Annotated in this window: 27 protein-coding genes and 1 riboswitch; of the genes, 9 read left to right on the top strand and 18 right to left on the bottom strand. The window is 70.9% G+C overall.

Annotation, left to right across the window (positions count from 1 at the left end; genetic code table 11):
- Nucleotides 1-1,182 (bottom strand): cysteine desulfurase family protein, encoded by a 1,182-nt coding sequence (locus tag ACPC54_RS18150; RefSeq protein ID WP_498965858.1) that lies wholly within the window; start codon nt 1,180-1,182, stop codon nt 1-3.
- 204 nt (nt 1,183-1,386) lie between these two features.
- On the opposite strand from ACPC54_RS18150, the gene ACPC54_RS18145 reads away from it, so the two are divergent.
- Nucleotides 1,387-2,163 carry an IclR family transcriptional regulator gene (locus ACPC54_RS18145; protein ID WP_498965824.1) on the top strand — a complete coding sequence of 259 codons (777 nt, stop codon included), beginning with the start codon at nt 1,387-1,389 and terminating at the stop codon, nt 2,161-2,163.
- On the opposite strand, the gene ACPC54_RS18140 is transcribed toward ACPC54_RS18145, so the two are convergent.
- Nucleotides 2,069-2,728 carry a trimeric intracellular cation channel family protein gene (locus tag ACPC54_RS18140; protein WP_498965823.1) on the bottom strand — a complete coding sequence of 220 codons (660 nt, stop codon included), beginning with the start codon at nt 2,726-2,728 and terminating at the stop codon, nt 2,069-2,071. The two genes, ACPC54_RS18145 and ACPC54_RS18140, sit on opposite strands and share 95 nt — an antisense overlap.
- Nucleotides 2,729-2,887: 159 nt before the next feature.
- Here ACPC54_RS18140 and ACPC54_RS18135 point away from each other — a divergent pair, with 159 nt between their 5' ends.
- A complete protein-coding gene (locus tag ACPC54_RS18135) occupies nt 2,888-4,288 on the top strand; it encodes an acyltransferase family protein (RefSeq protein WP_498965821.1) in 1,401 nt (466 codons plus the stop codon).
- Nucleotides 4,289-4,390: 102 nt separating this feature from the next.
- Here ACPC54_RS18135 and ACPC54_RS18130 read toward each other — a convergent pair whose 3' ends face one another.
- The 7 genes from ACPC54_RS18130 to ACPC54_RS18100 form a co-directional block, all read right to left on the bottom strand.
- The gene (locus ACPC54_RS18130; RefSeq protein ID WP_498965819.1) at nt 4,391-5,443 is read right to left on the bottom strand and encodes an ABC transporter ATP-binding protein; all 1,053 of its coding nucleotides are present in this window, start codon (nt 5,441-5,443) and stop codon (nt 4,391-4,393) included.
- A 34-nt stretch (nt 5,444-5,477) separates the two neighbouring features.
- Nucleotides 5,478-6,566: an ABC transporter ATP-binding protein gene (locus ACPC54_RS18125; RefSeq protein WP_498965818.1), complete on the bottom strand. Its 1,089-nt coding sequence runs from the start codon at nt 6,564-6,566 to the stop codon at nt 5,478-5,480.
- The gene (locus ACPC54_RS18120) at nt 6,563-7,573 is read right to left on the bottom strand and encodes an ABC transporter permease (protein WP_498965817.1); all 1,011 of its coding nucleotides are present in this window, start codon (nt 7,571-7,573) and stop codon (nt 6,563-6,565) included. Before ACPC54_RS18120 ends, ACPC54_RS18125 begins: the two co-directional genes overlap by 4 nt.
- A 114-nt stretch (nt 7,574-7,687) precedes the next feature.
- Nucleotides 7,688-9,460 carry an ABC transporter substrate-binding protein gene (locus ACPC54_RS18115; RefSeq protein WP_498965815.1) on the bottom strand — a complete coding sequence of 591 codons (1,773 nt, stop codon included), beginning with the start codon at nt 9,458-9,460 and terminating at the stop codon, nt 7,688-7,690.
- A gap of 52 nt (nt 9,461-9,512) precedes the next feature.
- Nucleotides 9,513-10,502 (bottom strand): ABC transporter permease, encoded by a 990-nt coding sequence (locus ACPC54_RS18110; protein WP_498965813.1) that lies wholly within the window; start codon nt 10,500-10,502, stop codon nt 9,513-9,515.
- 464 nt (nt 10,503-10,966) lie between these two features.
- Nucleotides 10,967-11,881 carry an enhanced serine sensitivity protein SseB C-terminal domain-containing protein gene (locus ACPC54_RS18105; protein ID WP_498965811.1) on the bottom strand — a complete coding sequence of 305 codons (915 nt, stop codon included), beginning with the start codon at nt 11,879-11,881 and terminating at the stop codon, nt 10,967-10,969.
- A 115-nt stretch (nt 11,882-11,996) separates the two neighbouring features.
- Nucleotides 11,997-12,782: an enhanced serine sensitivity protein SseB C-terminal domain-containing protein gene (locus ACPC54_RS18100; RefSeq protein WP_498965810.1), complete on the bottom strand. Its 786-nt coding sequence runs from the start codon at nt 12,780-12,782 to the stop codon at nt 11,997-11,999.
- Nucleotides 12,783-13,022: 240 nt separating this feature from the next.
- Nucleotides 13,023-13,127, top strand: a riboswitch (glycine riboswitch).
- A 230-nt stretch (nt 13,128-13,357) separates the two neighbouring features.
- On the opposite strand from ACPC54_RS18100, the gene gcvT reads away from it, so the two are divergent.
- The 4 genes from gcvT to ACPC54_RS18080 all read left to right on the top strand — a co-directional run bounded on the left by gcvT (nt 13,358) and on the right by ACPC54_RS18080 (nt 17,843).
- Nucleotides 13,358-14,479 (top strand): glycine cleavage system aminomethyltransferase GcvT, encoded by a 1,122-nt coding sequence (gene gcvT, locus ACPC54_RS18095; RefSeq protein WP_498965808.1) that lies wholly within the window; start codon nt 13,358-13,360, stop codon nt 14,477-14,479.
- Between the two features lie 88 nt (nt 14,480-14,567).
- The gene (gcvH, locus tag ACPC54_RS18090; RefSeq protein ID WP_498965807.1) at nt 14,568-14,948 is read left to right on the top strand and encodes a glycine cleavage system protein GcvH; all 381 of its coding nucleotides are present in this window, start codon (nt 14,568-14,570) and stop codon (nt 14,946-14,948) included.
- An 80-nt stretch (nt 14,949-15,028) separates the two neighbouring features.
- On the top strand, nt 15,029-16,309 hold the full coding sequence (gene glyA / locus ACPC54_RS18085; protein WP_498965806.1) for a serine hydroxymethyltransferase: 1,281 nt from the start codon (nt 15,029-15,031) through the stop codon (nt 16,307-16,309).
- A 166-nt stretch (nt 16,310-16,475) separates the two neighbouring features.
- Entirely contained in the window at nt 16,476-17,843 is a 1,368-nt protein-coding gene (locus tag ACPC54_RS18080) for an L-serine ammonia-lyase (RefSeq protein WP_498965805.1), read from the top strand.
- A 341-nt stretch (nt 17,844-18,184) separates the two neighbouring features.
- On the opposite strand, the gene ACPC54_RS18075 is transcribed toward ACPC54_RS18080, so the two are convergent.
- Nucleotides 18,185-18,397 (bottom strand): hypothetical protein, encoded by a 213-nt coding sequence (locus ACPC54_RS18075; RefSeq protein ID WP_498965804.1) that lies wholly within the window; start codon nt 18,395-18,397, stop codon nt 18,185-18,187.
- A 161-nt stretch (nt 18,398-18,558) separates the two neighbouring features.
- Here ACPC54_RS18075 and ACPC54_RS18070 point away from each other — a divergent pair, with 161 nt between their 5' ends.
- Nucleotides 18,559-19,527, top strand: a complete 969-nt coding sequence (locus ACPC54_RS18070; protein WP_498965802.1) for a hypothetical protein — start codon at nt 18,559-18,561, stop codon at nt 19,525-19,527.
- On the opposite strand, the gene ACPC54_RS18065 is transcribed toward ACPC54_RS18070, so the two are convergent.
- Nucleotides 19,490-19,804 (bottom strand): hypothetical protein, encoded by a 315-nt coding sequence (locus tag ACPC54_RS18065; protein WP_498965800.1) that lies wholly within the window; start codon nt 19,802-19,804, stop codon nt 19,490-19,492. The genes ACPC54_RS18070 and ACPC54_RS18065 overlap by 38 nt on opposite strands.
- A gap of 77 nt (nt 19,805-19,881) precedes the next feature.
- Between ACPC54_RS18065 and ACPC54_RS18060 the strand changes: the two genes are divergently transcribed.
- Complete coding sequence (locus ACPC54_RS18060; RefSeq protein ID WP_498965798.1) at nt 19,882-20,127, top strand: helix-turn-helix domain-containing protein; 246 nt, start codon at nt 19,882-19,884, stop codon at nt 20,125-20,127.
- Nucleotides 20,128-20,483: 356 nt separating this feature from the next.
- Here ACPC54_RS18060 and ACPC54_RS18055 read toward each other — a convergent pair whose 3' ends face one another.
- From ACPC54_RS18055 to ACPC54_RS18025, 7 genes are all read right to left on the bottom strand, one after another.
- On the bottom strand, nt 20,484-20,669 hold the full coding sequence (locus ACPC54_RS18055) for a hypothetical protein (RefSeq protein WP_498965796.1): 186 nt from the start codon (nt 20,667-20,669) through the stop codon (nt 20,484-20,486).
- Nucleotides 20,666-20,884 carry a hypothetical protein gene (locus ACPC54_RS18050; protein WP_498965795.1) on the bottom strand — a complete coding sequence of 73 codons (219 nt, stop codon included), beginning with the start codon at nt 20,882-20,884 and terminating at the stop codon, nt 20,666-20,668. Before ACPC54_RS18050 ends, ACPC54_RS18055 begins: the two co-directional genes overlap by 4 nt.
- A 59-nt stretch (nt 20,885-20,943) precedes the next feature.
- Nucleotides 20,944-21,072 (bottom strand): hypothetical protein, encoded by a 129-nt coding sequence (locus ACPC54_RS18045; RefSeq protein ID WP_498965793.1) that lies wholly within the window; start codon nt 21,070-21,072, stop codon nt 20,944-20,946.
- Nucleotides 21,073-21,280: 208 nt separating this feature from the next.
- Nucleotides 21,281-21,490 carry a hypothetical protein gene (locus tag ACPC54_RS18040; protein WP_498965792.1) on the bottom strand — a complete coding sequence of 70 codons (210 nt, stop codon included), beginning with the start codon at nt 21,488-21,490 and terminating at the stop codon, nt 21,281-21,283.
- Between the two features lie 86 nt (nt 21,491-21,576).
- Entirely contained in the window at nt 21,577-22,416 is an 840-nt protein-coding gene (locus ACPC54_RS18035) for a helix-turn-helix domain-containing protein (protein ID WP_498965790.1), read from the bottom strand.
- Nucleotides 22,413-22,952: a DUF6879 family protein gene (locus ACPC54_RS18030; RefSeq protein WP_498965789.1), complete on the bottom strand. Its 540-nt coding sequence runs from the start codon at nt 22,950-22,952 to the stop codon at nt 22,413-22,415. Before ACPC54_RS18030 ends, ACPC54_RS18035 begins: the two co-directional genes overlap by 4 nt.
- Before the next feature lies 1 nt (nt 22,953).
- Nucleotides 22,954-23,154 carry a hypothetical protein gene (locus tag ACPC54_RS18025; protein WP_498965788.1) on the bottom strand — a complete coding sequence of 67 codons (201 nt, stop codon included), beginning with the start codon at nt 23,152-23,154 and terminating at the stop codon, nt 22,954-22,956.
- 179 nt (nt 23,155-23,333) lie between these two features.
- Here ACPC54_RS18025 and ACPC54_RS18020 point away from each other — a divergent pair, with 179 nt between their 5' ends.
- Entirely contained in the window at nt 23,334-23,852 is a 519-nt protein-coding gene (locus ACPC54_RS18020) for a hypothetical protein (protein ID WP_498965787.1), read from the top strand.
- Nucleotides 23,853-24,109 lie beyond the last annotated feature (257 nt).

The following is a 24,109-nucleotide window of genomic DNA, read 5'->3' as shown; positions in this document are numbered from 1 at the left end:
CTACCGCCGGACCGACGCCAGCCCGGCGTTGCGGGCCCGCTGCACGGCCGGCCCGATCGCGGCCGTGAGCGCCGTCACGTCCTCGCGCACCGAGGTGTGCCCGAGCGAGAACCGCAGCGCCGAGCGGGCCAGCAGCGGGTCGACGCCCATGGCGAGCAGCACGTGGCTGGGCTGCGGCACTCCGGCCGAGCAGGCGGAGCCGGTGGAGCACTCGATGCCGGCCGCGTCGAGCAGCATCAGCAGCGCGTCGCCCTCGCAGCCAGGGAAGGAGAAGTGGGCGTTGGCGGGGAGCCGGCCCCCGGCGACCGGGTCGCCGTTCAGGATGGCGTCGGGGACGGCGGCGAGCACGCCGGCGACGAGTTCGTCGCGCAGTCCGCCGAGCAGGACGGCGTGTTCCTCGCGGTGCTCGACGGCGACGGCCGCGGCGGCGGCGAAGCCGGCGGCGGCGGGGGCGTCCAGGGTCCCGGAGCGGACGTCGCGCTCCTGTCCGCCGCCGTGGAGCAGCGGGACGGGCGTGGCGCCGCGGGTGAGCAGCAGGGCGCCGATGCCGAAGGGGCCGCCGATCTTGTGGCCGGTGACGGTGAGCGCGGTGAGGCCGGACTCGGCGAAGGAGACCGGGACCTGACCGAGCGCCTGGACCGCGTCGGCGTGCATCGGGATGCCGAACTCGGCGGCGACGGCGGCGAGTTCGCGGACGGGCTGGACGGTGCCGACCTCGTTGTTGGCCCACATCACGGTGACCAGGGCGACGGAGGACGGGTCCCGTTCGACGGCGGCGCGCAGCGCCTCGGGGTGCACCCGGCCGAGCGCGTCGACGGGCAGGTACTCGACGTCGGCGCCCTCGTGCTCGGCGAGCCAGTGGACGGCGTCGAGCACCGCGTGGTGCTCGACGGGGCTGCACAGCACCCGGGTGCGGGCCGGGTCGGCGCCCCGGCGGGCCCAGTACAGGCCCTTGACGGCCAGGTTGTCGGACTCGGTGCCGCCACCGGTGAGGACGATCTCGCTGGGGCGGGCGCCGAGCGACTCGGCCAGCGACTCGCGGGACTCCTCGACCACCCGGCGGGCCCGGCGGCCGGCCGCGTGCAGGGACGAGGCGTTGCCGACCACCCCCAGGTGCGCCGTCATCGCGGCGATCGCCTCGGGCAGCATCGGCGTGGTCGCCGCATGGTCCAGGTATGGCATAACCATCCGATTGTAGAGGGCGGCCGCAAGCAATCGCCCTCGCCTACGCAGCTATCCGGCCACCGGCCGGAACCGGTGCCGGACATGGGCGTCCGGGTCCGGTTTGCACCACCGCGCCACCGAGCGGCTAGCCTGACGAGCGCTTCGCACCAGATCGACGAGCACTTCTCCGTTCCGATCGTTCCGACCACCCGGGGGGCCGCCATGTCGCAGTCGGTCGACCGCGCGCTGACCCTGCTCGCCGCGCTCGGCGACGGCCCGCTGTCGCTGGAGCAGGCCGCGACCCGCCTGGGCGTGCACAAGTCCACCGCGCTGCGGCTGCTGCGCGACCTGGAGGAGCACGGCTTCGCCCGGCGCGAGCCCGACCTGCGCTACCGGCTGGGCGGCCGGGTGCTGTCGCTGGCGCACCGGGCGCTGGAGGAGATCGACGTCCGGCAGGTGGCCGCGCCGTACCTGGCGGCGCTGAACGCCCGCTGCGGCTTCACCGTCCAGTTGGCGGTGCTGCACGACGGCGAGGTGCTGTACGTGGACGAGGTGGCCGGGCACCAGGCCGCGCGGCCGTCCCGGATCGGGCGGCGGGCGCCGGTGACGGGCACCGCGGTCGGCCGGGTGCTGCTGGCGGGGCTGCCGGAGGACGGGGCCCGGGTGGACGAGCTGCCGCCGGAGCTGGCGGCGGTGCGCCGGCGCGGCTGGGCGGCGGAGTCGGCCGAGCACCGGGAGCCGGTGACGTGCGTGGCGGCGCCGGTGGCGGGCAGCGGCGGCCGGACGGTGGCGGCGTGCGCGCTGAGCGCCCCGGCGAGCCAGGTGCCGCCGGCCGAACTGGCCCGGATGGTGCCCGAACTGCTGTGCACGGCCGAGGCGATCTCGCTGGCGTACGGCGGCTCGCCTACTCCTCGCTGGTGCGAGAACCGTTGCGGCGCCAGGCCCGCGGGGCACGCCAGCCGTACTTCAGGGCGAGCATCCGCAGCACGAAGGCGGTGAGCGCGGCGGCGGTGCCGGTGGCGCCGGTGAGCCGGTCGGCGCCGATCAGCAGGGCGACCAGCCCGGAGCCGACCAGCGCGGGGACGGCGTAGATCTCCCGGTCCCAGCGCAGCAGCGAGGGGATCTCCCCGGCCAGCACGTCGCGGATCACGCCGCCGCCGGCCGCGGTCACCATGCCGAGGGCGACGGCGGCCACGGCGCCGAGCCCGAAGTCGTGGGCCTTGGCGGTGCCGGTGACGCAGAACAGGCCGAGGCCGAGCGCGTCGAGGGTCTGCACCGCCCGGTTGATCCGTTCGACCTCGGGGTGCAGGAAGAACACCACGAGCGCGGCGCCGAGCGGGGTGACGAAGTAGCCGAGGTTGGTGAAGGCGGCGACCGGGGTGGCCCCGATCACCAGGTCGCGCATGACCCCGCCGCCGAGCGCGGTGACCTCGGCCAGGACGCAGATGCCGAAGATGTCCATGTTCTTGCGGACGGCGAGCAGGCCCCCGGAGAGGGCGAAGACGAAGATGCCGACGAGGTCCAGCGTCTGCTGCACGTCGGTGGGGAAGATCTGCGAGGTCACGGAGACAACTATGACCCGGGCGGAGGACTGCTCCGACACAAACGGAATCTTCCGCTCCGGCCGGTCCGATGGTCACGGTCCGATAGAGAAGCCGCCCGCACCGGACATTCCATCTCCCCCGAACGACCCTTGCCGCACCGATTCGGCTAGCCTCCGCCTGTGAAGCTGATCGAACGCGCATCCAGGCGACGCACCGGCGGCCAGGCCGCCGAGGGCGCTCCCCGATCCCCCGCCTCGTCGAGACTCGCCTGGCTCGACGCGCTGCGCGGCATAGCCGCCCTCTCGGTCGCGGTGTACCACCTCGCGCTGCCGTTCTACTGGATACCCAACGGCACCAAGGTCCCGAAGTACGCGGACCCCGGGTTGTTCGGCGTGATGCTGTTCTTCCTGGTCAGCGGGTACATCATCCCGGCCTCGCTGGAGCGGCGCGGCGACGTCCGCGGCTTCTGGGCGGGCCGGTTCTTCCGGATCCTCCCGGTGGCGGTCCTGACCGTGGTCGGCAGCCTGCTGATCCTGCCCCGCCCGTACGCGGTGGTGCAGGGCTTCGCGTTCGACCACCCCCTGCTGTCCGCCGCGGCCAACGGCATGATGCTGCAGGACATGATGGGCATTCCGAACATCATCGGGGTGATGTGGACGCTCACCTACGAGATGATCTTCTACTACCTCGTGACGGCCCTGTTCGTCATGGGGTGGCACCGCAAGAGCGCGCCCATCGCGATCGGCTTCGCGGGCTTCGCCCTGGTGCTCGGCGGCTGGCTGGCCCTCGGCACCATCTCCACCGACCTGACCTCGACCCGGCACCTGGTCGCCGCCGGCGGGCTGGTCGTCGTCATGGCGATGGTGTGCATCTTCAGCGGCCGCTTCGACCTGACCCGCTGGGGCGGGCTGATGCTCGGCGGCCTCGGCCTCACGCTGATCCTCCTGAACAGCCGGTCCACCGGCTTCGAGACCATGATGATCTTCGCGACGATGTTCGCGGGCACGGTCCTCTACCGGCTGGAGCACGGCCAGATCGACCGGCTCCCCGCCATCCTGACCTGCGTCTTCGTGGCCGCCTCCGGCGTCCTGGTCGGCTACCTCTACAACCGCGGCCCGGCCATGGGCCGGACCTTCACCGGCGGCTCGTGGATGGCGTTCTCGTACGCGTACCTGGCCGCCTGGGCGGTGTTCGCGATCGGCATGCTGCTGCGCAAGCGCCGCTGGCCGCGCTGGCTCAGCTGGCTGGGCGCCATCAGCTTCTCCGTCTACCTGCTGCACAACCCGCTGATCCACGGCATGAACTGGATGCTGCAGGGGCACGCGCCGATCGTCACCTGGAAGGACCGGAGCATCCAGTTCGCCGCCTTCATGGGCGCGCTGCTGCTGATCAGCTGGCTCACCTACCGGCTGGTCGAGATCCCGTTCCAGAACCTCGGCCGCAAGGTCGTCAAGGCGGTCAACCGCCGCTTCCCGGCGAGCTTCACCCCGCCGCCGGTCGCCGACACCCGGCCGGCCGCCGCCGTCGTCGCCCAGGCGGCGCCGGCCGAGCCCGAGAAGGCGCTGTCCGGCACCGGCTGACGCCGTCGTGAACGAAAGTCCGCCCGCCCCCGGTTTCCGGGGGCGGGCGGACTTTCTTCGTTCGGCCGGGACTCGGCTCCGGCTCCGGTTCTAGCTCCGGTTCTAGCTCTGGTTCTCGTTCTCCGGGAAGTGGCACGCCACCTGGTGCCCCGTCTTCAGCGCCGTCAGCGGCGGCTCCTGGGAGGCGCAGATGTCCTGCGCCTTCCAGCACCGGGTGCGGAAGCGGCAGCCGCTGGGCGGGTTGATCGGCGAGGGGACGTCGCCCCTGAGCAGGATGCGCTCGCGGCCGCCCTGCTGGCGGCGGCGCGGGTCGGGGACCGGCACCGCGGACATCAGGGCATTGGTGTACGGGTGCATCGGGCCGCTGTAGAGCGAGTCGCGGTCGGCGATCTCGACGACCTTGCCGAGGTACATCACCGCCACCCGGTCGGAGACGTGCCGGACCACCGAGAGGTCGTGCGCGATGATCAGGTAGGTCAGGCCGAGCTCCCGCTGGAGGTCGTCGAGCAGGTTGACGACCTGGGCCTGGATGGACACGTCGAGCGCCGAGACCGGCTCGTCCGCGACGATCATCTTGGGCCGCAGGGCGAGCGCCCGGGCGATGCCGATGCGCTGGCGCTGGCCGCCGGAGAACTCGTGCGGGTACCGGTTGTAGTGCTCGGGGCTGAGCCCGCACAGCTCCAGCAGGTCCTGGACGGCCTTCTTGAGCCCGCCCGCCGGGACGGCGTTCTGCAGCTTGAAGGGCGCGCCGACGATGGTGCCGACGGTGTGCCGCGGGTTCAGCGAGGAGTACGGGTCCTGGAAGATCATCTGGATGTCGCGGCGCAGCGGCCGCATCGCGCCGACGCCCAGGTGGGTGATGTCGGTGCCCTCGAACTCGATCGTCCCGCCGGTGGGCTCGTCGAGCCGGGTGACCAGCCGGCCCATGGTCGACTTGCCGCAGCCGGACTCGCCGACGACGCCCAGGGTCTCGCCGGCGTTGACGGTGAAGTCGATGCCGTCGACGGCCCGGACGGCGCCGGTCTGGCGCCGCAGCAGCCCGCCCTTGATCGGGAAGTGCCGGGTCAGTCCGGTCACCTTCAGCAGCGGCTCGCGCACGTCGGCGGGCGGGGGCGACGGGATCGCCGCTGCCTCTGTCGCCTGAGTGTCCGTCATCGGTTCTCTCCAGAATGGTGGTACGAGGCCGGGCTCACAGCCGGGGCGCGATCTCTTCGGTGAAGATGCGGTGCCGTTCGGCCACCGGGAGGTGGCAGGCCGCGTGGTGCCCGGGGGTGGCCTCGGTCAGCACCGGCAGCTCGCTGCCGGAGCGCCCGCCGGTCAGTTCGGCGTACGGGCAGCGCGGGTGGAAGGCGCAGCCGCTCGGCACGTTGATCAGGCTGGGCGGGGTGCCCTTGACCGGGACGAGCCGTTCCTGCAGCTCCCGGTCCAGGCGCGGCATGGATCCCAACAGGCCCCAGGTGTAGGGGTGTTCGGGCGCGTCGAAGAGGGTCTCGGCGGGGCCGCGCTCGATGCACTTGCCGCCGTACATGACCAGGATGTCGTCGGCGAGCTCGGCGACGACGCCGAGGTCGTGGGTGATGATGATGACGGCGGAGCCGAACTCGGCCTGGAGGTCGCGGATCAGGTCCAGGATCTGGGCCTGGACGGTGACGTCGAGGGCGGTGGTGGGCTCGTCGGCGATCAGCAGCGAGGGGTCGTTGACCAGCGCCATGGCGATCATGGCGCGCTGGCGCATGCCGCCGGAGAACTGGTGCGGGTAGTCGTCGACCCGGCGGTCGGGCTGCGGGATGCCGACCCGGTCGAGCATCTCGACGGCGCGGGCGCGGGCCTGCTTCTTGGAGGCCTGGGGGTGGTGCACCCGGTACGCCTCGACGATCTGCTGCCCCACCGTGTAGTAGGGGTGCATCGCGGTCAGCGGGTCCTGGAAGATCATCGCCAGTTCCCGGCCGCGCAATTGGCGCACCCGGTCGGGGCCGGCCGCGATCAGGTCCTCGCCGTCGAGCCGGATCTCGCCGGTGATACTGGCCCGCTTGCTGCGGTGCAGGCCCATGATGGCGAGCGAGGTGACGGACTTGCCGGAGCCGGACTCGCCGACGATGCCGAGGGTGCGGCCCTTGTGCAGGTCGAAGCTGACGCCGTCGACCGAGCGGACCAGGCCGTCGTCGGTGTCGAAGTGGACGCGCAGGTCGCGGACGGAGAGGAACGGGTCGCCGACCGGGGCCGCGCCGAGGGCACCGTCCTGGACGGCGTCCGCCGCGGTCTTGTTGAGGTCGGTCACGAGAGCCTCACCCGGGGGTCGACGAGGGCGTACAGGAGGTCGACCACGAGGTTGCAGACGACGATGAAGAAGGCGGCGAGCAGGGTGACGCCGAGGATCTTGGGCAGGTCGTTGTCGGAGATCGCCTGGACGGCGAACTGGCCGACGCCCTTGAGCGAGAACACCTGCTCGGTGATGAGCGCACCGCCGAGCAGCAGGCCGAGGTCCATGCCGAAGATGGTGATGATGGGCGTGAGCGCGGACCGCAGCCCGTGCTTGACGACGACCTTGCGCTCGGCCAGGCCCTTGGCCCGGGCGGTGCGGATGTAGTCCTCGCTCATGGTCTCCAGCATTCCGGCGCGGGTGAGCCGGGCGTAGAGCGCGGAGTAGAGGAAGGCCAGCGAGACCCACGGCAGGATCAGGTTGCGGGCCCACATCAGCGGGTCGGCGGTGAAGTCGACGTATTCAAGGTTGTCCAGGATCGGCCACTCGTAGCTGAACAGCGTCAGCAGCAGGGCGCCGGTGAAGAAGACCGGCAGCGAGACGCCGGCCAGGGCGACGCCCATGGAGAGCCGGTCGAAGATCGACCGCGGCTTGAGGGCGGAGATCACGCCGGTGGTGACGCCGGAGACCAGCCAGAGCACCGCCGCGCCGATGGCGAGCGAGATGGTGACCGGGATCCGGCTGGTCATCTCCGGCCAGACCTCCAGGTGGTTCTTGAAGGAGTAGCCGAAGCAGGGCACGTGGCAGGTGGCCGGTTCCGGGCCGAACTTGTACTCGGCGCCGCTGACCAGGGCCTTCAGGAAGTTCCAGTACTGGGTGTACAGCGGCTGGTCGAGGCCGAGGTTCGACTTGACCGCCGCGATCGCCTCGGGGGACGGGTTCTTCCCGATGTACTGGGCGGCCAGCTGGTCGGTGGTCTCGCCGGCGAAGCGCGGGAGCAGGAAGAAGATCGCGAAGGTGACCGCGCTGACCACCAACAGCAGCACGACGGCCGCGAAGATCCTGCGGATGATGTAGGCAAACACAGTTGGGCGGCTCGGGCGCCCGCCGCCGTCCGGGATCTTCCGGACGGGCGGCGGGCGCCGCTGCCTTCACCTGCCTTCAGGGATGCGGAGCCGCTCGTGCTCTCGCTCGGGCTCTTACTTGGTGGTGCCGATGTTCAGGTAGTCGTACTCACCCGAGAAGGCCGGGGTGGACGCGATGTTGGTCGCGTTGTCCGGGCGGTAGAGGAAGACCTTGAAGTCGGTCAGCGGCACGTAGGTCGCGGACTCCATGACCTTCTTGTCGATGTCGCCGTAGATCTTCTCGCGGGCGGCCCGGTCGGGGTTGACCGCGGCGTCGTCGATCAGCTTGTTGATCGCCGGGTCGTTCAGCTGCGCGAGGTTGCTGTTGCCGGAGGGCTTGATGGCCCGGCCGTCGACGATCTGCTGCAGGAAGCCGTAGCCGGTCGGCCAGTCGGCACCCCACTGCATCATCATCAGGCCGATGTTGTGGTCCTGGGTGAACTGCGGCGCGCCGGCCGAGTCGGTCAGGTACTTGCCCTGCGGGAACTGCTGGATCTCGACGTTGATGCCGACCTTCTTCAGCTGCGCCTGGATCTGGGTGGCGGCGGCGACCTCGGTGGCACGCTCGGTACGGGCGGACAGGACGGTGCTGATGCTGTCCTTGCCGCAGGCCTTCAGGGCGTCCTTGGCCTTGGCCTCGTCACCCTTGTTGTCCTTGGTCTCGTACAGGTTGAAGTCCTGGTGGCCCGGGATGTCCGGCGGGAGCACGGTGCTGGCCACCTGGCCGCGGATCGGGCCGCCGAGCGCGGTCTGCACGGCGACCTTGTCGATCGCGTACTGGACGGCCTTGCGGCACTCGATGTTGTCGAACGGCGCGACCTTGCTGTTGATCGCCATGTAGACCAGGCGGCCGCCGTAGGCGTTGTCGGTCTTGGCCTTGAGCTTGTCGTCGCGCAGGATCTGCGCCTGGGTCTGCGGGTCGACGCCGCCGCCCACCAGGTCGACCTGGGCGTTGCCGGCCAGCAGGTCCTTGTCGATGGTGGCCTGGTCGATGTTCATCTTGAGCACGATCTTGTCCGCGAGCTGCTTGCGGATCGGGTCGGTGCTCTTGTCCCAGTTGGTGTTCGGCACCAGGACGGCCTGCTTGCCGTCCTCGTAGGACTCGAACTTGTAGGAGCCCGAGGCCGCGATGTGCTTCACGTAGTCGGCGCCGGTGTCCTTGGCCTGCGGGACCGGCACGGTCTGCGGGGCGCTGACCAGGTAGTCGAAGTCCGCGAAGGGGTGCTGCAGGTGGAAGACGATGGTCGTGTCGTCCGGCGTCTCGATCGACTTCAGGTCGCCGGACTTGTCCTTGTACGGGCCCTGGTACTTGTCCGGGTTGTCGACCAGCAGGTCGTGGAAGTACGTCGGGCCGTTGGAGTTCACCTCGGGCGCGAAGTTCGAGCGCTCCACGGCGTACTTGACGTCCTTGGAGGTGATCGGGGTGCCGTCGTCGTACTTCAGGCCGGCGCGCAGCTTGTACGTCCAGGTCAGGCCGTCCGCGCTGGGCTGGCCCAGGGACTCGGCGAGGTCCGGGACGAGCTTGTTGCCGTCCTCGCCCGCGGCCGGGTTGAAGGTCGTCAGCGGACGGCCGTACAGGCGCGAGAAGTTGTAGATGTAGGCGTAGTACGTGTTGCCCGGGTCGAGGGAGTCCGGGGTGCCCTTCATCTCGTAGGTGACCGTCCCGCCCTTCTTGTCCGAGGCGTTGACGATGTTCTTGACGGCCGCGTTGGCGCCGCCGGCGTTGGCGTCGTTGGCGCCGGCCGAGGACTTGCCGCTGCCGCCCTTGCCGCTGGACGAGCAGCCGGTGACGACCATGACCACGGCGGCGGCCGCGGCGGTCAGCGCGAGGGTGCGGGACCTACGCATGGGTGAGATCAACCCCTTGAGGATGTGGAGGAGGGAGGGTCCTGACGCAGGGTCAGTTGCTCTTGGGATCGAGGGCGTCACGCAGCCCGTCGCCGAGCAGGTTGAACGCGAGCACGGTGATGAAGATCGCCAGGCCGGGCACCACCATGTACTGGGGGTCCACCTGGTAGTAGTTCTTCGCGTCGGCCAGCATGCCGCCCCAGGAGGACTGCGGGGGCTGGATGCCGACGCCGAGGAAGCTCAGACCGGCCTCGAAGAGGATGTTGGTCGGGATCAGCAGGGTCGAGTAGACCAGGATCGGACCGACCAGGTTCGGCAGCAGTTCCTTGAACAGGATGAACGGGCCGCGGGCGCCGAGGCTGCGGGCCGCGTGCACGAACTCCCGTTCGCGCAGCGAGAGGGTCTGTCCGCGCACGATCCGGCCCATGTAGGGCCAGTTGAAGAAGCCGATCACGAAGATCAGCACCATGATGTGCAGCGGGAGGCCGTGCAGGCCGAACGCGCCGCCCTGGAGCGAGGCGGAGATCGCGATGGCGAACAGCAGCAGCGGGAACGCCAGGAAGACGTCCATCAGCCGGCTGATCAGGGTGTCCACCCAGCCGCCGTAGTAGCCGGCCATCACGCCGAGCACGGCGCCGAGGGTGTTGGACAGCAGGGTCGCGCCGAAGGCGACCAGCAGGGAGACCCAGGAGCCGTCGATCACGCGGGCGAGCAGGTCGCGGCCCTGCAGGGGGTCGACGCCGAGCGGGTGGTCGCCGCTCATCCCGCCCCAGTCCCCGAGCGGCAGGCCGCCGAGGTCGGCGTCCAGCAGGTCGGTGTTCGACGCGTCGGGGTCGAGCCCGAACAGCGACTCGATCGGCTGGGACAGCAGGGCGAGCAGGATCAGCAGGATCACCACGACGCCACCGGCGACGGCGGCCTTGTCCCGCTTGAAACGGGTCCAGGCGATCCGACCGAGGGAGCGGCCCTCGATCGTCTTGGCCGGGCTGGGGGAGGCCGGTGCCTCCGGCTCGTTCCCGGCGGTTGTGATGGGTGCGGTCATGGTCAGTAGATCCCCTCGCCGACGGTGGCCGGCCCACGGGCGCCGGTCGCCGGGGGTCGGCGGTGCGGCTGCGGACGTGCGGAGGTGCGGAGGTGCTGGAGTTGCCTGGCAGTTGTGCGCGGCGGTGCGTCGTGCACGAGTTACTTCCCCCGTGCGGGATGGGCATCACACGGCGGATCGAGCGGTCTGCGTGCGCGTTCACCTTCGTGGGGTAACCAGTACGCGCTTTGCGTTGCGCAGAACTCTCTGCCATCCGAACTGGCTTGCGCCAGCCCTGACAACCGACAGATGCCCAACTGTGATCTGCGTGCATGCACCACGGGATTCGCCGGCATATCCCTCTTCACACGGCTGTAACAGGCATGTCAAGATGCCTGGACGACGTCCGACCTAATTCGTCCGGAAAACGCCGAAGCCGACCTGACGTGAAATCAAGTCGGCTTCGTGCGAACGTGTTTGGAGATTCAGCGCCCCGGGTATCCGGGCCACTGCCGCGGCGGCTGCTGCCCGGTCCAGCCCTGCGCGGGCTGCTGCGCGCCGTAGTAGCCGGGCTGCCCGTGGTACGGCGGCGGCGGCTGATGGTACGTCCCGGCGGGCGGGCGGCCCGCCTCGCGGTCGAAGAACGGCCGCGCGTTGGCGCGCATCCACAGCGCCACCGGGTCGTACTCGTCCGCCATCGCCACCGTGGACACCGCCAGACCCTCCGGGGCCACCGCGATCGCCCGCTGCATCAGCGCGCGCACCGCCTCCACCGCCGGCGGCGAGCTCTCGTACAGCTCCAGCCCGATCGCCAGGTACGGCTCCCCCACGGCCGGCTGCACCCAGGCCCGGCGCAGCGCGCGCACCGCGCGCACCTCGCCCGCCTGCCGCGCCAGCAGCGCGAAGAACTGCTCGGCGTTCACCTGCGGCTCGCTCAGCTTCAACGGCCCGGCCGGCAGCCGGTCCAGGCCCGCCGCGATCCGCCGCAGGTCCGCCCAGGGCACGCCGACGCCGCCGCCCGGCGCGTGCGGGTTGAGCCACAGGCCCCAGCGGGTCCGGTACAGCGAGGCGGCGATCTCCCGCCCGGAGATGACCTCGTGGGCCCGGGCCCAGCCGGAGGCGGTCAGCTGCTCGGCCGAGGTGACGGCCGGCGCGTAGCCGTGGCCGCTGATCTCCATGTTCCCGTACTGGGCGTCCGGGCTGCCCGGCGTGCCGTGCCAGAGCAGCATCCACACCTGGCCGTCCGCCAGGGCGCGGAGCAACTGCTCGTACGCGTCGTAGCGTTCCGGCGCGACCTCGCGCAGGGCGCGCTCCAGCACACCCGGGTCCACCCCGGGGCGCCCGGTCGGCGCCTGGCCCCAGGGCCCCGGTCCACCCACCGCTCCCGCTCCCGCACTCATGCGCCCACCTCGCCGCGCCTCTTTCGCTCTTCCCGCCGGCCGTCAGCCGTCTGCACGCACCCTATGGCGCGACACCGGCCACCGCCACGGCGACGTGCCTGTGAACCGACCCCGCTCACACCCGCGAGTAGAAAGGCAGTACCCGGGTGAGCAGCCACTCGACCACCGGGTCCTCGGCGAGGTCGAGCAGCACGAGGTGGACGCCGCCGGGCAGCGGCGCGGTTCCCAGCGCCCGGCCGAGCGCCTCGTTCACCGCCGCCGGGTCGGCCGGGGCCGCCAGGTCGAGCTGGACGCCCACGAACATCACGGTCGGCTCGCCCTCGACGCTGGCCAGCGCCCGGCGCGCGGTCAACACCCCGGGCAGCGCGGCGAGTTCGGCCCGGCAAGCGGCCAGGAAGTGCTCCGGGTCCTCGCCCGGCACCGGCTCGCGCAGCGCCACCCGGCCGCCGGTCGGGGCGTCCGCCGGCAGCTCCCACCGGTCGTCGCGCGGCCCTCGGCGCAGCTCCGCCACGCCCTGCGGCGGCACCGGAATGCCCACCGCCGCCTCCGGGTTGACCGCGATGCCCACACCCAGCGGCAGCCCGCGGGCGAACTCCCAGACCGGCGCGACCGCGAACGCCATCCCCGGCGCCTGCTGCAGGAACACCTCCTGCGAGGAGAACACCGGCACGTACGGCTCGCCGGCCAGCTCGATGGTCGGCAGGTCCAGCGACTGCCCCTGCGGGTCGCCCCCGGCGGGCAGCGGGATCCACACCTGGCTGCGCGCCAGCACCTCGATCACCCGCGGCGTCGCGCCCGGGTCGCCCAGCGCGGCGGTCAGCACCTGCTCCAGCTCGTTGGCCGGCCACGTGCCGCCCTGCGGCGCCGACTCCGGACCGCCCCACCCCTGCTGCTGCTCCACCGGGCACCCCGTCCGCCGCCGCTCCGCCGCCGGCCGCCCTGTGCCGCACCGACGCGGAGCAGTTTAGGGCGTCCCCGCGGATCCCCGCCGGGCCGCCGGACCGGGGGAGACGGACCCGCGGGGCGTGTGCGGGATCACTCGGTCCGAGCGGGCCCCCTCTCCCTTCATCGGCCCGGACGTGCCATGATGTGCGCGTCCGACGGCATGCGCCGCGGGCCCCACAACTCCACACCGGCCGCTCGAACCCGCGCGGGAGAGCCCGGAGTGCCGCCTCGGCGGCACAGCCGGCGCCGAAGGAGCAAGTCCTCCCCGGAATCTCTCAGGCACCCCTACCGCACGGGTTAGGCACATCTGGAAAGCGGCGCACGGCCCGGTCGCGCGCCCACCCACGGTGCAAGCCGCCACGCTGTCCCCGATGCTGGAACCAGCACCGGGCAGTGGGCGGTGAAGCTCTCAGGTTCGACGACAGATGGGGAGACCCACGCCGCCGCATGCCCGCGCGCAGGGTCGGTCCCCGAGCGGGTCCGGTCCCGGCGCGCGCACCCCTGAGTGCCCCGACCGAGGAGTTCCTGGCCATGTCGTCCCTCCGCCTGACCGCGCTCGACGCGCTGCACCGCGCCCTCGGCGCGACCATGACCGACTTCGCCGGCTGGGACATGCCGCTGCGCTACGGCAGCGAGCGCGAGGAGCACCTCGCCGTCCGCACCAAGGCCGGTCTGTTCGACCTCTCGCACATGGGCGAGATCACCGTCACCGGCCCGCAGGCCGGCGAGATGCTGGACCACGCGCTGGTCGGCTTCGTCTCCGCGCTCGGCGAGCTGCGCGCCCGCTACACCATGATCTGCGCCGAGGACGGCGGCATCCTGGACGACCTGATCGTCTACCGCCTGCGCGAGGACGCCTTCCTGGTCGTCGCCAACGCCTCCAACGCCCAGCTGGTCCTCGACGAGCTGATCGCCCGCGCCAAGGGCTTCGACGCCGTCGTCACCGACGACCGCGACACCTACGCGCTGATCGCCGTCCAGGGCCCGGAGGCCACCGGCATCCTGGCCGGCACCACCGACGCCGACCTGCCCGGCCTGAAGTACTACGCGATCCTCCCGGCCCAGGTGGCCGGCCGCGACGTGCTGCTGGCCCGCACCGGCTACACCGGCGAGGACGGCTTCGAGATCTTCTGCGCCCCGGCCGACGCCGAGGCGATCTGGCAGGCGCTGACCGAGGCCGGCGAGGGCCGCGGCCTGGTGCCGTGCGGCCTGTCCTGCCGCGACACGCTGCGCCTGGAGGCCGGCATGCCGCTGTACGGGCACGAGCTGTCCACCGACCTCACCCCGTTCGACGCCGGCCTCGGCCGGGTCGTCCGCTTCGACAAGACCACCAACGACGGCGCCTTCGTCGGCCGCGCCGCCCTGGAGCGGGCCGCCGCCGCGGCCGAGACCAACCCGCCGAAGGTCCTGGTCGGCCTGGTCTCCGAGGGCAAGCGGGTGCCGCGCGCCGAGTACACCGTGGTCTCCACCGAGGGCGCCCCGATCGGCCGGATCACCTCCGGCGCGCCGTCCCCGACGCTGGGCCGGCCGATCGCGATGGCCTACGTGGACGCGGCCCACGCCGCCCCCGGCACCACCGTCGCGGTGGACGTGCGCGGCAGGCACGAGCCGGTGCAGGTCATCGCGCTGCCGTTCTACAAGCGCCAGCGCTGACCCCCACTTTTCCCATAGCCGCACGTCGCAGCCGTCCGAGCGGCGGCCCGCTTCGTCGTACCCTCTTCCCATCCTGGAGAATGACGCCATGAGCAACCCCCAGCACCTGCAGTACACCAAGGAGCACGAGTGGCTGACCGCCGCTGAGGACGGTGTCTCCGCGGTCGGCATCACCAAGCACGCCGCCGACGCCCTCGGCGACATCGTCTACGTGCAGCTGCCCGAGGTCGGCGACACCGTGACCGCCGGCGAGACCTGCGGCGAGCTGGAGTCCACCAAGTCGGTCAGCGACCTGTACTCGCCGGTGACCGGCGAGGTCGTCGAGGTCAACCAGGACGTCCTGGACGACAACGCCCTGGTCAACAGCGCCCCCTTCGAGGGCGGCTGGCTGTTCAAGGTCCGCGTCGAGGCGACCGACGAGCTGCTCAGCGCCGACGAGTACGACGCGCTCACCAACCCCCAGGGCTGAGCCCCCGCAGGGACGGGCCGCGGCAGCGCGGCCCGTCCCGCCCCGGCCCCTTTCCCTCCTCCTCCCGGGAAGACCACACCATGACGGTTCTGAACCAGTCCCTGCACGCCCTCGACCCGGAGATCGCCGCCGCGGTCGACGCCGAGCTGCACCGCCAGCAGACCACTCTGGAGATGATCGCCTCCGAGAACTTCGCCCCGGTGGCGGTCATGGAGGCCCAGGGCTCGGTCCTGACCAACAAGTACGCCGAGGGCTACCCCGGCCGCCGCTACTACGGTGGCTGCGAGCACGTCGACGTGGTCGAGCAGATCGCGATCGACCGCATCAAGGCCCTGTTCGGCGCCGAGCACGCCAACGTCCAGCCGCACTCCGGCGCGCAGGCCAACGCCGCCGCCATGTTCGCGCTGATCCAGCCGGGCGACACCATCCTGGGCCTGAGCCTGGCCCACGGCGGTCACCTGACCCACGGCATGAAGATCAACTTCTCCGGCAAGCTCTACAACGTGGCCGCGTACCACGTCGACGAGAAGACCGGCCAGGTCGACATGGCCGAGGTCGAGCGCCTCGCCAAGGAGCACCAGCCGAAGCTGATCATCGCCGGCTGGTCCGCCTACCCGCGCCAGCTCGACTTCGCCGAGTTCCGCCGGATCGCCGACGAGGTCGGCGCCCTGCTCATGGTGGACATGGCGCACTTCGCCGGCCTGGTGGCCGCGGGCCTGCACCCCAACCCGGTGCCGTACGCGGACGTCGTCACCACCACCACCCACAAGACCCTGGGCGGCCCGCGCGGCGGCGTCATCCTGTCCAAGGCCGAGTGGGCCAAGAAGATCAACTCCGCGGTCTTCCCCGGCCAGCAGGGCGGCCCGCTGGAGCACGTGATCGCGGGCAAGGCCGTCGCCTTCAAGGTCGCCGCGTCCGAGGAGTTCAAGGAGCGCCAGCAGCGCACCCTGGACGGCGCGCGCATCCTGGCCGAGCGCCTGCTGCAGGCCGACGTCGCCGAGGCCGGCGCCAGCGTGCTGTCCGGCGGCACCGACGTCCACCTCGTCCTGGTCGACCTGCGCAACAGCCAGCTCGACGGCCAGCAGGCCGAGGACCGCCTGCACGAGGTCGGCATCACCGTCAACCGCAACGCCATCCCGAACGACCCGCGCCCGCCGATGGTCACCTCCGGCCTGCGCATCGGCACCCCGGCCCTGGCCACCCGCGGCTTCGGGGCCGAGGACTTCCGCGAGGTCGCCGACATCATCGCCGAGGCGCTCAAGCCCGGCTTCGACGAGACCGTCGCCGCCGCGCTGAAGGCCCGCGTCACCGCGCTGGCCGAGAAGTACCCGCTGTACCCGAACCTCGCCAACCAGGAGTAGTCCGGCCCGGCCGGGGTGACCTGTCTCACCCCGGCGGGCGACCTGGGGCCCCCGGGGCACCGCGCACACTGGAAGTGCGCGCGGTGCCCCTCCTCATGCACCGCCCCCGCTTCCGTTCTCCTCCACGTTCCAGTCCTTCCACGAGACCAGACAAGGACGTCCCCCCGTGGCCATCAGCGTCTTCGACCTCTTCTCCATCGGCATCGGCCCGTCGAGCTCCCACACCGTCGGCCCGATGCGCGCCGCCCGGATGTTCGCCCGCCGCCTGCGGACCGAAGGCCTGCTGCCCCAGGTGACGGCCGTCCGCGCCGAGCTGTACGGCTCGCTGGGCGCCACCGGCCACGGCCACGGCACCCCGAAGGCCGTCCTGCTCGGCCTGGAGAACAACTCGCCGCGCACCGTCGACGTCGACCGGGCCGACAAGGACGTCGAGCGGATCACCGCCGAGAAGCGGATCAACCTGCTCGGCGAGCACCCGATCGACTTCGACCCCGACAGCCAGCTGATCCTGCACCGCCGCCGCTCGCTGCCGTACCACGCCAACGGCATGACCCTCTGGGCGTTCGCGGCGGACGGCTCGACGCTGCTGGAGAAGACCTACTACTCGGTCGGCGGCGGCTTCGTCGTCGACGAGGACGCGATCGGCGCCGACCGGGTCAAGCCCGACGACACCGCGCTGCGCTACCCCTTCCGCACGGGCGAGGAACTGCTCCGCCTCACCCGGGAGACCGGGCTGTCGATCTCCGGCCTGATGCTGGAGAACGAGAAGGCCTGGCGCAGCGAGGAGGAGATCCGCACCGGGCTGCTGGAGATCTGGTCCGTGATGCAGGAGTGCGTGCGGGCCGGCATGACCCGCGAGGGCATCCTGCCGGGCGGGCTCAAGGTCCGCCGCCGGGCCGCCTCGGGCGCCCGGGCGCTGCGCGCCGAGGGCATCGGGCCGGCCAACGCGATGGAGTGGGTGACCCTCTACGCGATGGCCGTGAACGAGGAGAACGCCTCCGGGCGGCGGGTCGTCACCGCGCCGACCAACGGCGCGGCGGGCATCATCCCGGCCGTCCTGCACTACTACCTCAACTTCATCCCGGGCGCCGACGACGACGGCATCGTCCGTTTCCTGCTCGCGGCCGGTGCCATCGGCATGCTGTTCAAGGAGAACGCCTCCATCTCCGGCGCCGAGGTCGGCTGCCAGGGCGAGGTCGGCTCCGCCTGCTCGATGGCCGCCGGCGGCCTCGCCGAGGTCCTCGGCGGCACCCCCGAACAGGTCGAGAACGCCGCCGAGATCGGCATCGAGCACAACCTCGGCCTCACCTGCGACCCGGTCGGCGGCCTCGTCCAGATCCCCTGCATCGAGCGCAACGGCATGGCCTCCGTCAAGGCCGTCACGGCGGCCCGGATGGCGCTGCGCGGGGACGGCCGGCACCACGTCTCGCTCGACAAGGCGATCAAGACGATGAAGGAGACCGGGGCCGACATGAAGATCAAGTACAAGGAGACCTCGCGGGGCGGGCTCGCCGTCAACGTCATCGAGTGCTGACGAAACCGGCTCTGACCTCGCAAGATGACTTCCTCATAATTCCTCACAGCCCCTCATGAGTCCTCGAACGAATCCTCCCCAGATGCTCCCTGGGGAGGGCCTTTCTCCCTGGAGACTCCCTGGGGTTCCCTAGCTCGTAAATGCGACGCCGCCCCGTGCCCACCATGTGGGGGGTACGGGGCGGCGTCGCGGGTCAGTAGGATGCCCGGCAAGCCTCCCAGCAAGAGGGTTGCCTACTGACCCCGGGAGTTCCATCCCTCAGCGCCCGCTTTCACCGGGCACTGAGGGATGGAAGTGTGAGGCCGGGCCGGCCGCCGTTGAGCGGCCGGCCCCGGTCGAGCTCAGCCCCAGATCGTGTCGTCGAGGACGACCGCGCTCGCCGCGGTGGTGGACGTCGGAGCCGGCTGAGGGGGAACGACTCCCCAGATCGTGTCCGCGATGGTCGCCGGTCGCCCCTCGGAAGCCGGCGCCGCGGCGAGTCCGATCCCGATGGCCAGCCCCAGTGCGGCCAGGATGCCGACCGCAGCGACGCGGCGCGTTCCGTGCTTGGACATGCCAAACACCCCTTTCACCGCCATCGCCGGCGGCCTGTGGTGTGGGTGATGAGATGAGGTTCCCGAAGACCATGTTCCGGTTCGTTCGTCGTTGAATCAAGTGATCACGCGATACGCTCCGAAGTGTGCACGATAGTGCATCCGGACATTCAAGGAATAACGTGACAGGCGCTGTCAAACCGGGCGTCGACGATGGTCGACTGCTGCTCACGAGTGCATCCAAAGACCTCTACCTGCGAATGCTCGAAGGCCACCCGGCCAAGGAAGGCGCCCCCCTTCAACTGCTGATCCAGTCGCACTTGGTGGAGCGCAACGCGGAGTCCGGGGAATGGGAACCGGTCGACGTCGACGTCGTGGTCCACCAGTGGCAGACGTCGCTTCAGACGATGGCGGGGCAGCTCCTGGCTGAGGCTCAATCAGTGCCGGCTCAGCTGCGGGAGCTGAGCGATGCATACCAGCGTGCGCGACCGAAGCGCCCCCTGATCGAATATGTGGTCGGCACCAAGACCATCAACGAGCGGATCGCCGCGGCTGTGCGCGACGCGAGCGATGAACTGCTCAGCGCCCAGCCATCCGGCCCTCGGCCAGCGGACGTCCTGATTGCTTCCTACGTCCAGGACCTGGCGGCGCTTAAGCGCGGGATCTCGCTTCGGACTCTCTACTTGCCGTCAGCTCGGACGGATGAGCCCACCGCGAGGTGGGCCGAGACGGTGACCGAGCAGGGGGCGCAGATTCGGACTGCACGCTTCCGCAGTCGCATGATCATCATTGATCGCAGGCTGGCCATCACATCGGTCCTGACCCGCGAGGAGCCCGACCCGGGAGCCATCGATCGTGCGGTCTTCATCACTGATGAGACCGTCATCCAGCTGTTGGTGGCCACCTGGGAGCGGATCTGGGTACGCGCGGATCCATGGGACGGTAAGGACAAGGGCGTCACACTCACAGAGCAGCAGCGGGCGATCCTTGACCAGCTCGGACGCGGCCTCAGCTGGGAGGAGACCGGGACCGAGCTGCACATCGCACGGCGAACCGTGGCAAAGAGGCTGGCCGAGCTTCGGAAGGCGACAGGGTCGCGCTCGAACACTCAGCTCATGTACTGGTACGGAACTCGCCACGATCAGCTTTGATCACCGCGGTGAAGGTGCGGCCGGCGGCCGTGAACCTCAGGGGCATCTGGCCGTCGCGCCGGATGTAGTCGTCTACGCGGCTGGGGTCGCTGAGGAACAGGTCCAGCCCGGAGGCCTCGTCAACATCCATGGGGAGTTCGGCCAGTAGCGACCGGAGGGCTGCGACCGCCTCCTCCAGCGCAGGGTGGGAGGTGGGGTCGATCAGCCCTTCGACGGTCAGGGTGAAGCTGTTCAGGGTGTGCTCCCGGATCCGGTCCCCCCGGATGGCGGCGGGCAAGTCTATCGAACATGCTGTCGAGCAAGTGGTGACTTTGGTATGCAGACAATTGATCATGGTCGCGCCAGCGTCAAGGGGTGCCGACTCCGCCCCGCAGACCGCCCGACACCCGCCAGTTGCAGGAGCGGCGCGAGGTCGGCAATCGGATCCGGCATCTCCGCCGACAGCAGCACGTCAGCCAGGAACGCCTCGGCCAGCTGATCGGGCGCGACCGGCAGTCGATCAGCAACTGGGAGATCGGCAAGACGCCGCCCAGCCTCGACGACCTCGTCGCCGTCGCCCGGGCCCTCGGCGTTGAGACTTGGCGGCTGCTCTACGGGTGACCCTGGCTGGCCGGTCTGAGGTGCAGCCAGCCAGGGAGTCGCGCGCTACTCGGTCGGCGGCGGATTCGGCGGCGGCGGCGACTTCGGGCTCGCGGGCGGGCTTTTCGGGCCGCCGATCCCTCCACTGCCGCCGCTCGGGTCCCGCTGCGGTGTCATCTCGTCCTCCTCGGGGTCGACCACCGGGATCTGGTCCGGCGGGGGCAACTTGGGGTGGAACTTCTGCCGGGTCGGAGCTGCGGCTCCGCGGCGGCGCCCGGGCCAGCGGCCCTGACGGTCAGGCGGGATCCTGTCGCTCAACGGTCGTCCTCTCGTGGTGCTGCGGGTGGACCATCGTGGCGCCGGGAGGCCGGTGGCCGCTATCGAACGGGCTTTCCCAGGGGATCGGGGCGCACGTCCAGCGGCGGGCAGTGTTCGACGGCCGCGATGTACTGGGTGATGTCCTCCAGCCACCGGCCGCGCACCCAGGCCCCGCAGACGGGACACACGCCCATCTCCGTCCGCTCCTCGCCGCCCTCGACCGGCGTTCCGCCAGCGACGCTCACCGGGGGAGCTGCGTGATGGTCGGCTGACAGCGGCTGTGCGCGGGCACGTAGCGCTCCTCGGGCCGCAGGCAGTCGATGTGCGCGTACGCGGCCCGGCGGTACCAGGGATCGCTGGGAACGACGGTGGCATTGTAGAGGTCGCCGACGTAGTCCAGTCGACCGCTGCAGTCAGTGCCGACGACGCAGACCTCGGCGCGCCACTGTGCGAGGGTCACTCTGATCTTTCGAGCCGGCCCCTTGTTCGGCCTGAACTCCACGGTGGTGCGCCGATCGCTCACTGGCCCTCCGTGGCAGGGGCCTCCGGCGCGGCGACCTCACGGATGTGCTGGCACAAGTCGTCCAGGCTCGCGACCACGTCGTACGCTCCCGGGTCCAGCGCGAGGTAGAAGTCGTCGTCGGTCATGGGGTACCTCCTGATAGGTGGCGGCTGCACGAGCAGCCCGTGGTCATGCACAGGCAGACGAGGACGCCATCGCCGACATGAAGGCCGCCCGGGCAGGCGTGATGCGCGCCGAGCTGGCACTCCGCGCTGACGTACCGCTGGCCTCTGTAGACGGCCAGCTTGATGACGATGCGGTCCGAGGCGGCCAGCCGTCGTAGCGGGAGCGCGGTCACGACGGCTCCGCGAGGCACGTCGGGTGCGCGACGACCGCCCACGCGAGGTCGGGCAGGCCGGGGACGTAGACGTGACCGTCCGGGACCAGGTCGCCGCCCTCGACGCCGCAGCAGACACACGCGGCGCAGTCCTTCTGGGCCCGGCTGAGCAGCACTACACGTGCGAGCCCGGGCGCCGGCGGCCGGGCAGCCAAGTGATCCGCCATGGCACGAAGGTAGGGCCCGGTTTCGCGTCGCGGCCGCCGTGTTTCTCGATGTTTCGCGGGCGGGGCCGCGTGCTTCCCGACGTTTCTCAGATTGCTCCAGCAGCGTGACGGGCAGCCACCAGGAGCCTCCGCGCGTCGGCGCCGGCCACCGCGGCCTGTTCGTACAGGCCCCAAGCGCGGAGGTACAGGGCGACGTCGGCCTGGTCGTCGAGGTGCAAGGCGGCGTTGATGGTTTCGACGGTGACGTACGACTCGTCGTGCACCCAGAAGCCGTGGCGGAGCGTCAGCGGCAGCACCGCGGTGAACGGGATGATGGCGAGGCTCACCGTATCCAGCCCGATCAGTCCGCTCAGGCGGTCAAGCTGGGAGGCCAGCACCTCTGGCGGGCACACCCGGGCCCGAAGGGCGCCCTCCCAGAGAATGAAGCGGAACCGGCGCCCGGGCTCGTACAGGATCTCCTGGCGCCGCATTCGCTCGCGGACGGCACCGTCCGTATCCCGAGGGGACTGGTGCAGCGTTGCGCCGGCCAGCAGGACGTGCCGGGCATAGTCCGGGGTCTGGAGTATCCCGGGCACGACGGTGGGCTCGTAGGCGCGGATGATCCGGGCGCCCCGTTCCTCCGCTCCCGCTTCCTGTTGTGCCTGCTGGTGTCCGGCGGCCAGCCGCCGGCGCCACGACCGGTATTGCGTCTCCAGGCCGTCGAGGTCGCGATGTAGCGACGCCACAAGGTCTGGACGCCCGGTGGCGTCCGCCCACGCGCTCAGGTCGGTAGCGGTGGCGGTCTGTCGACCGTTCTCCAGCTTGCTGATCTTGGAGTGGGGCCAGCCGAGTCCGGCGGCCAGATCGCGGCCGGTGATCCGAGCGTCGGCGCGCAGCTGCTGCAGCCGCGCGCCGAGCGCTTCCCGGGCCCGCTGAAAGTCGCTCACGCCACGGACGTTACCCGCTCGGCGAATTCCGCGCGGGCCACCGCGTGATGCCACGCTGCATCCCGGATCTGGCACGCCTTCAGGACCGTGGCCGAATCGTCGACCAGCTCGGCGCCGAGATAGTCGTCGGCGTCGTCGAAATGCATCTCCAGCAGGACCCGGGAGTCGAACAGCCAGAAGTCCCGTTCGGGGAGGGCAAGTTTGTGAGCCGTCTCGCGCCGGAGGTGCCGGATGTCCTCGCCAGCCTCCACGTTGGCCCAGCCCACTGCGAGGAGGTAGGCCTGTCCGGCTCCGAGCGGATCATCGGCGATCCGGACCCGTTCCACCCGCTTCCCGGCTGCGACCTGCGCGCGGATGTTCTGGCACCACGGCCGGTTGGGGTCGGCCTTCGGGTCCTCCCCGGCCGCCCACCGCGCGTACCCGGGTGACATGAGGTCGGAGGCGTAGCTGGCCCGGCTCTCCAGCCGCCACGCGGTGTGCTGGAAGCCGTCGCCGAAGAAGTGGTCGAACTGCTCGTCGGTGATGAACTCGGGCACGTCAGGTCCTCGGCGCGAATTGGGTCAGGAGGTCTCGCGGGACGACGACGAAGGTCTCGCCGGGCAGGACGTTGCGCAACTGGCCGAGGGCTTCGGTGTCGGTCAGCTGGTAGCCCTGCACGACGATGTCGCCGGTCTCCGTCTCATACAGGGTGGGGCACTTGCCGTCGTCGCTGGTGGAGCCGAGGAACGTGAGCTTCACGCTGCTCTCCTTTGCTGCTGGGTGGGCTACCAGGATGGCGGGTGCTGGGTGATGCCGGGGTGAGAATCGGTGATCGGGTCCTGTTTCCCGTTTGGTCACAGGTCCGTCACGCCTCCCGCGTCGAATGCGCGTCGCCGATACGGTCCCCTCACCACCACAGTCTCGTCCCAGGGGGGACCATGCGCCGCACTGCCCTCGTTCTGCTTGCCTCCGGCCTGCTGGCCACAACGGCCGCCTGCAGCAGCGGGGGTGACAAGACGGCGGCACCCGCGGCGCAAGCCCCGGCCGGCACCGCAGCGGCCGCGGCGCCGGCGGCGGCAGCTCCCGCCGCGGCCCAGGATGCGGCCGCCATCGCGGCGAAGATCGCCAAGAAGGTGCCCACCGCGAAGATCGCCAGGAACGTCACCGCCGACGACGACCCCAACCACCTCCTCGGCCGACCGCACCAGTACACCAGCGCCACGGTCATCGCCGACAATCGCATCGACGGTGGCGGGAAGGGGGTCGACCAGGGGGCGACCGTAGAGGTGTTCGCGAACGAATCCGACGCGAAGGCACGCGCCGCCTACATCGACGGGATCGGCAAGGCCCAGCCCATGTTCGCCGAGCAGGATTTCCTCCACGGCACCGTACTGGTCCGGGTCGCCAAGGCCCTCACCCCCGCACAGGCCACCGAGTACGACAAGGCAGCCGGCTGACGGCACGACGAAGCGCCCCCACCCTCCCGAAGGAGAGCGGGGGCGCTACCCCGCGAACGCGGGGCCGATCCGTCGATGAGACGGAACCAAGGGCGATCCCCGCGAGCGCGGGGGCAACAGTGAGTCGCCTGTGCGGCGTTGAGCCACCGTCGAGCGATCCCCGCGAAGGCGGGGCCAATGTGCTCACGAACACGCCTGTGTTTAGATCCTCGGCGCCCTCGGAAGGGCGCCGCCACCTGAACGAAACCGCTCAGAAG

Origin of the sequence: Kitasatospora sp. NPDC094028, assembly GCF_049543595.1 — a bacterium.
GTDB lineage: Bacteria > Actinomycetota > Actinomycetes > Streptomycetales > Streptomycetaceae > Kitasatospora.
Note: the sequence above shows the minus strand (reverse complement) of the source record. Positions and strands in the feature narration are given on the sequence as shown.

Bases quoted from the DNA above. Each gene is read 5' to 3' on its own strand.
- ACPC54_RS18130 (WP_498965819.1), bottom strand. From the start codon at position 5,443: ATGACGGACACTCAGGCGACAGAGGCAGCGGCGATCCCGTCGCCCCCG.
- glyA (WP_498965806.1), top strand. From the start codon at position 15,029: ATGACGGTTCTGAACCAGTCCCTGCACGCCCTCGACCCGGAGATCGCC.
- gcvH (WP_498965807.1), top strand. From the start codon at position 14,568: ATGAGCAACCCCCAGCACCTGCAGTACACCAAGGAGCACGAGTGGCTG.
- ACPC54_RS18145 (WP_498965824.1), top strand. From the start codon at position 1,387: ATGTCGCAGTCGGTCGACCGCGCGCTGACCCTGCTCGCCGCGCTCGGC.
- ACPC54_RS18110 (WP_498965813.1), bottom strand. From the start codon at position 10,502: ATGACCGCACCCATCACAACCGCCGGGAACGAGCCGGAGGCACCGGCC.
- ACPC54_RS18040 (WP_498965792.1), bottom strand. From the start codon at position 21,490: ATGGCGGATCACTTGGCTGCCCGGCCGCCGGCGCCCGGGCTCGCACGT.
- ACPC54_RS18105 (WP_498965811.1), bottom strand. From the start codon at position 11,881: ATGAGTGCGGGAGCGGGAGCGGTGGGTGGACCGGGGCCCTGGGGCCAG.
- ACPC54_RS18115 (WP_498965815.1), bottom strand. From the start codon at position 9,460: ATGCGTAGGTCCCGCACCCTCGCGCTGACCGCCGCGGCCGCCGCCGTG.
- ACPC54_RS18075 (WP_498965804.1), bottom strand. From the start codon at position 18,397: ATGTCCAAGCACGGAACGCGCCGCGTCGCTGCGGTCGGCATCCTGGCC.
- ACPC54_RS18150 (WP_498965858.1), bottom strand. From the start codon at position 1,182: ATGCCATACCTGGACCATGCGGCGACCACGCCGATGCTGCCCGAGGCG.
- ACPC54_RS18045 (WP_498965793.1), bottom strand. From the start codon at position 21,072: ATGACCGACGACGACTTCTACCTCGCGCTGGACCCGGGAGCGTACGAC.
- ACPC54_RS18020 (WP_498965787.1), top strand. From the start codon at position 23,334: ATGCGCCGCACTGCCCTCGTTCTGCTTGCCTCCGGCCTGCTGGCCACA.
- gcvT (WP_498965808.1), top strand. From the start codon at position 13,358: ATGTCGTCCCTCCGCCTGACCGCGCTCGACGCGCTGCACCGCGCCCTC.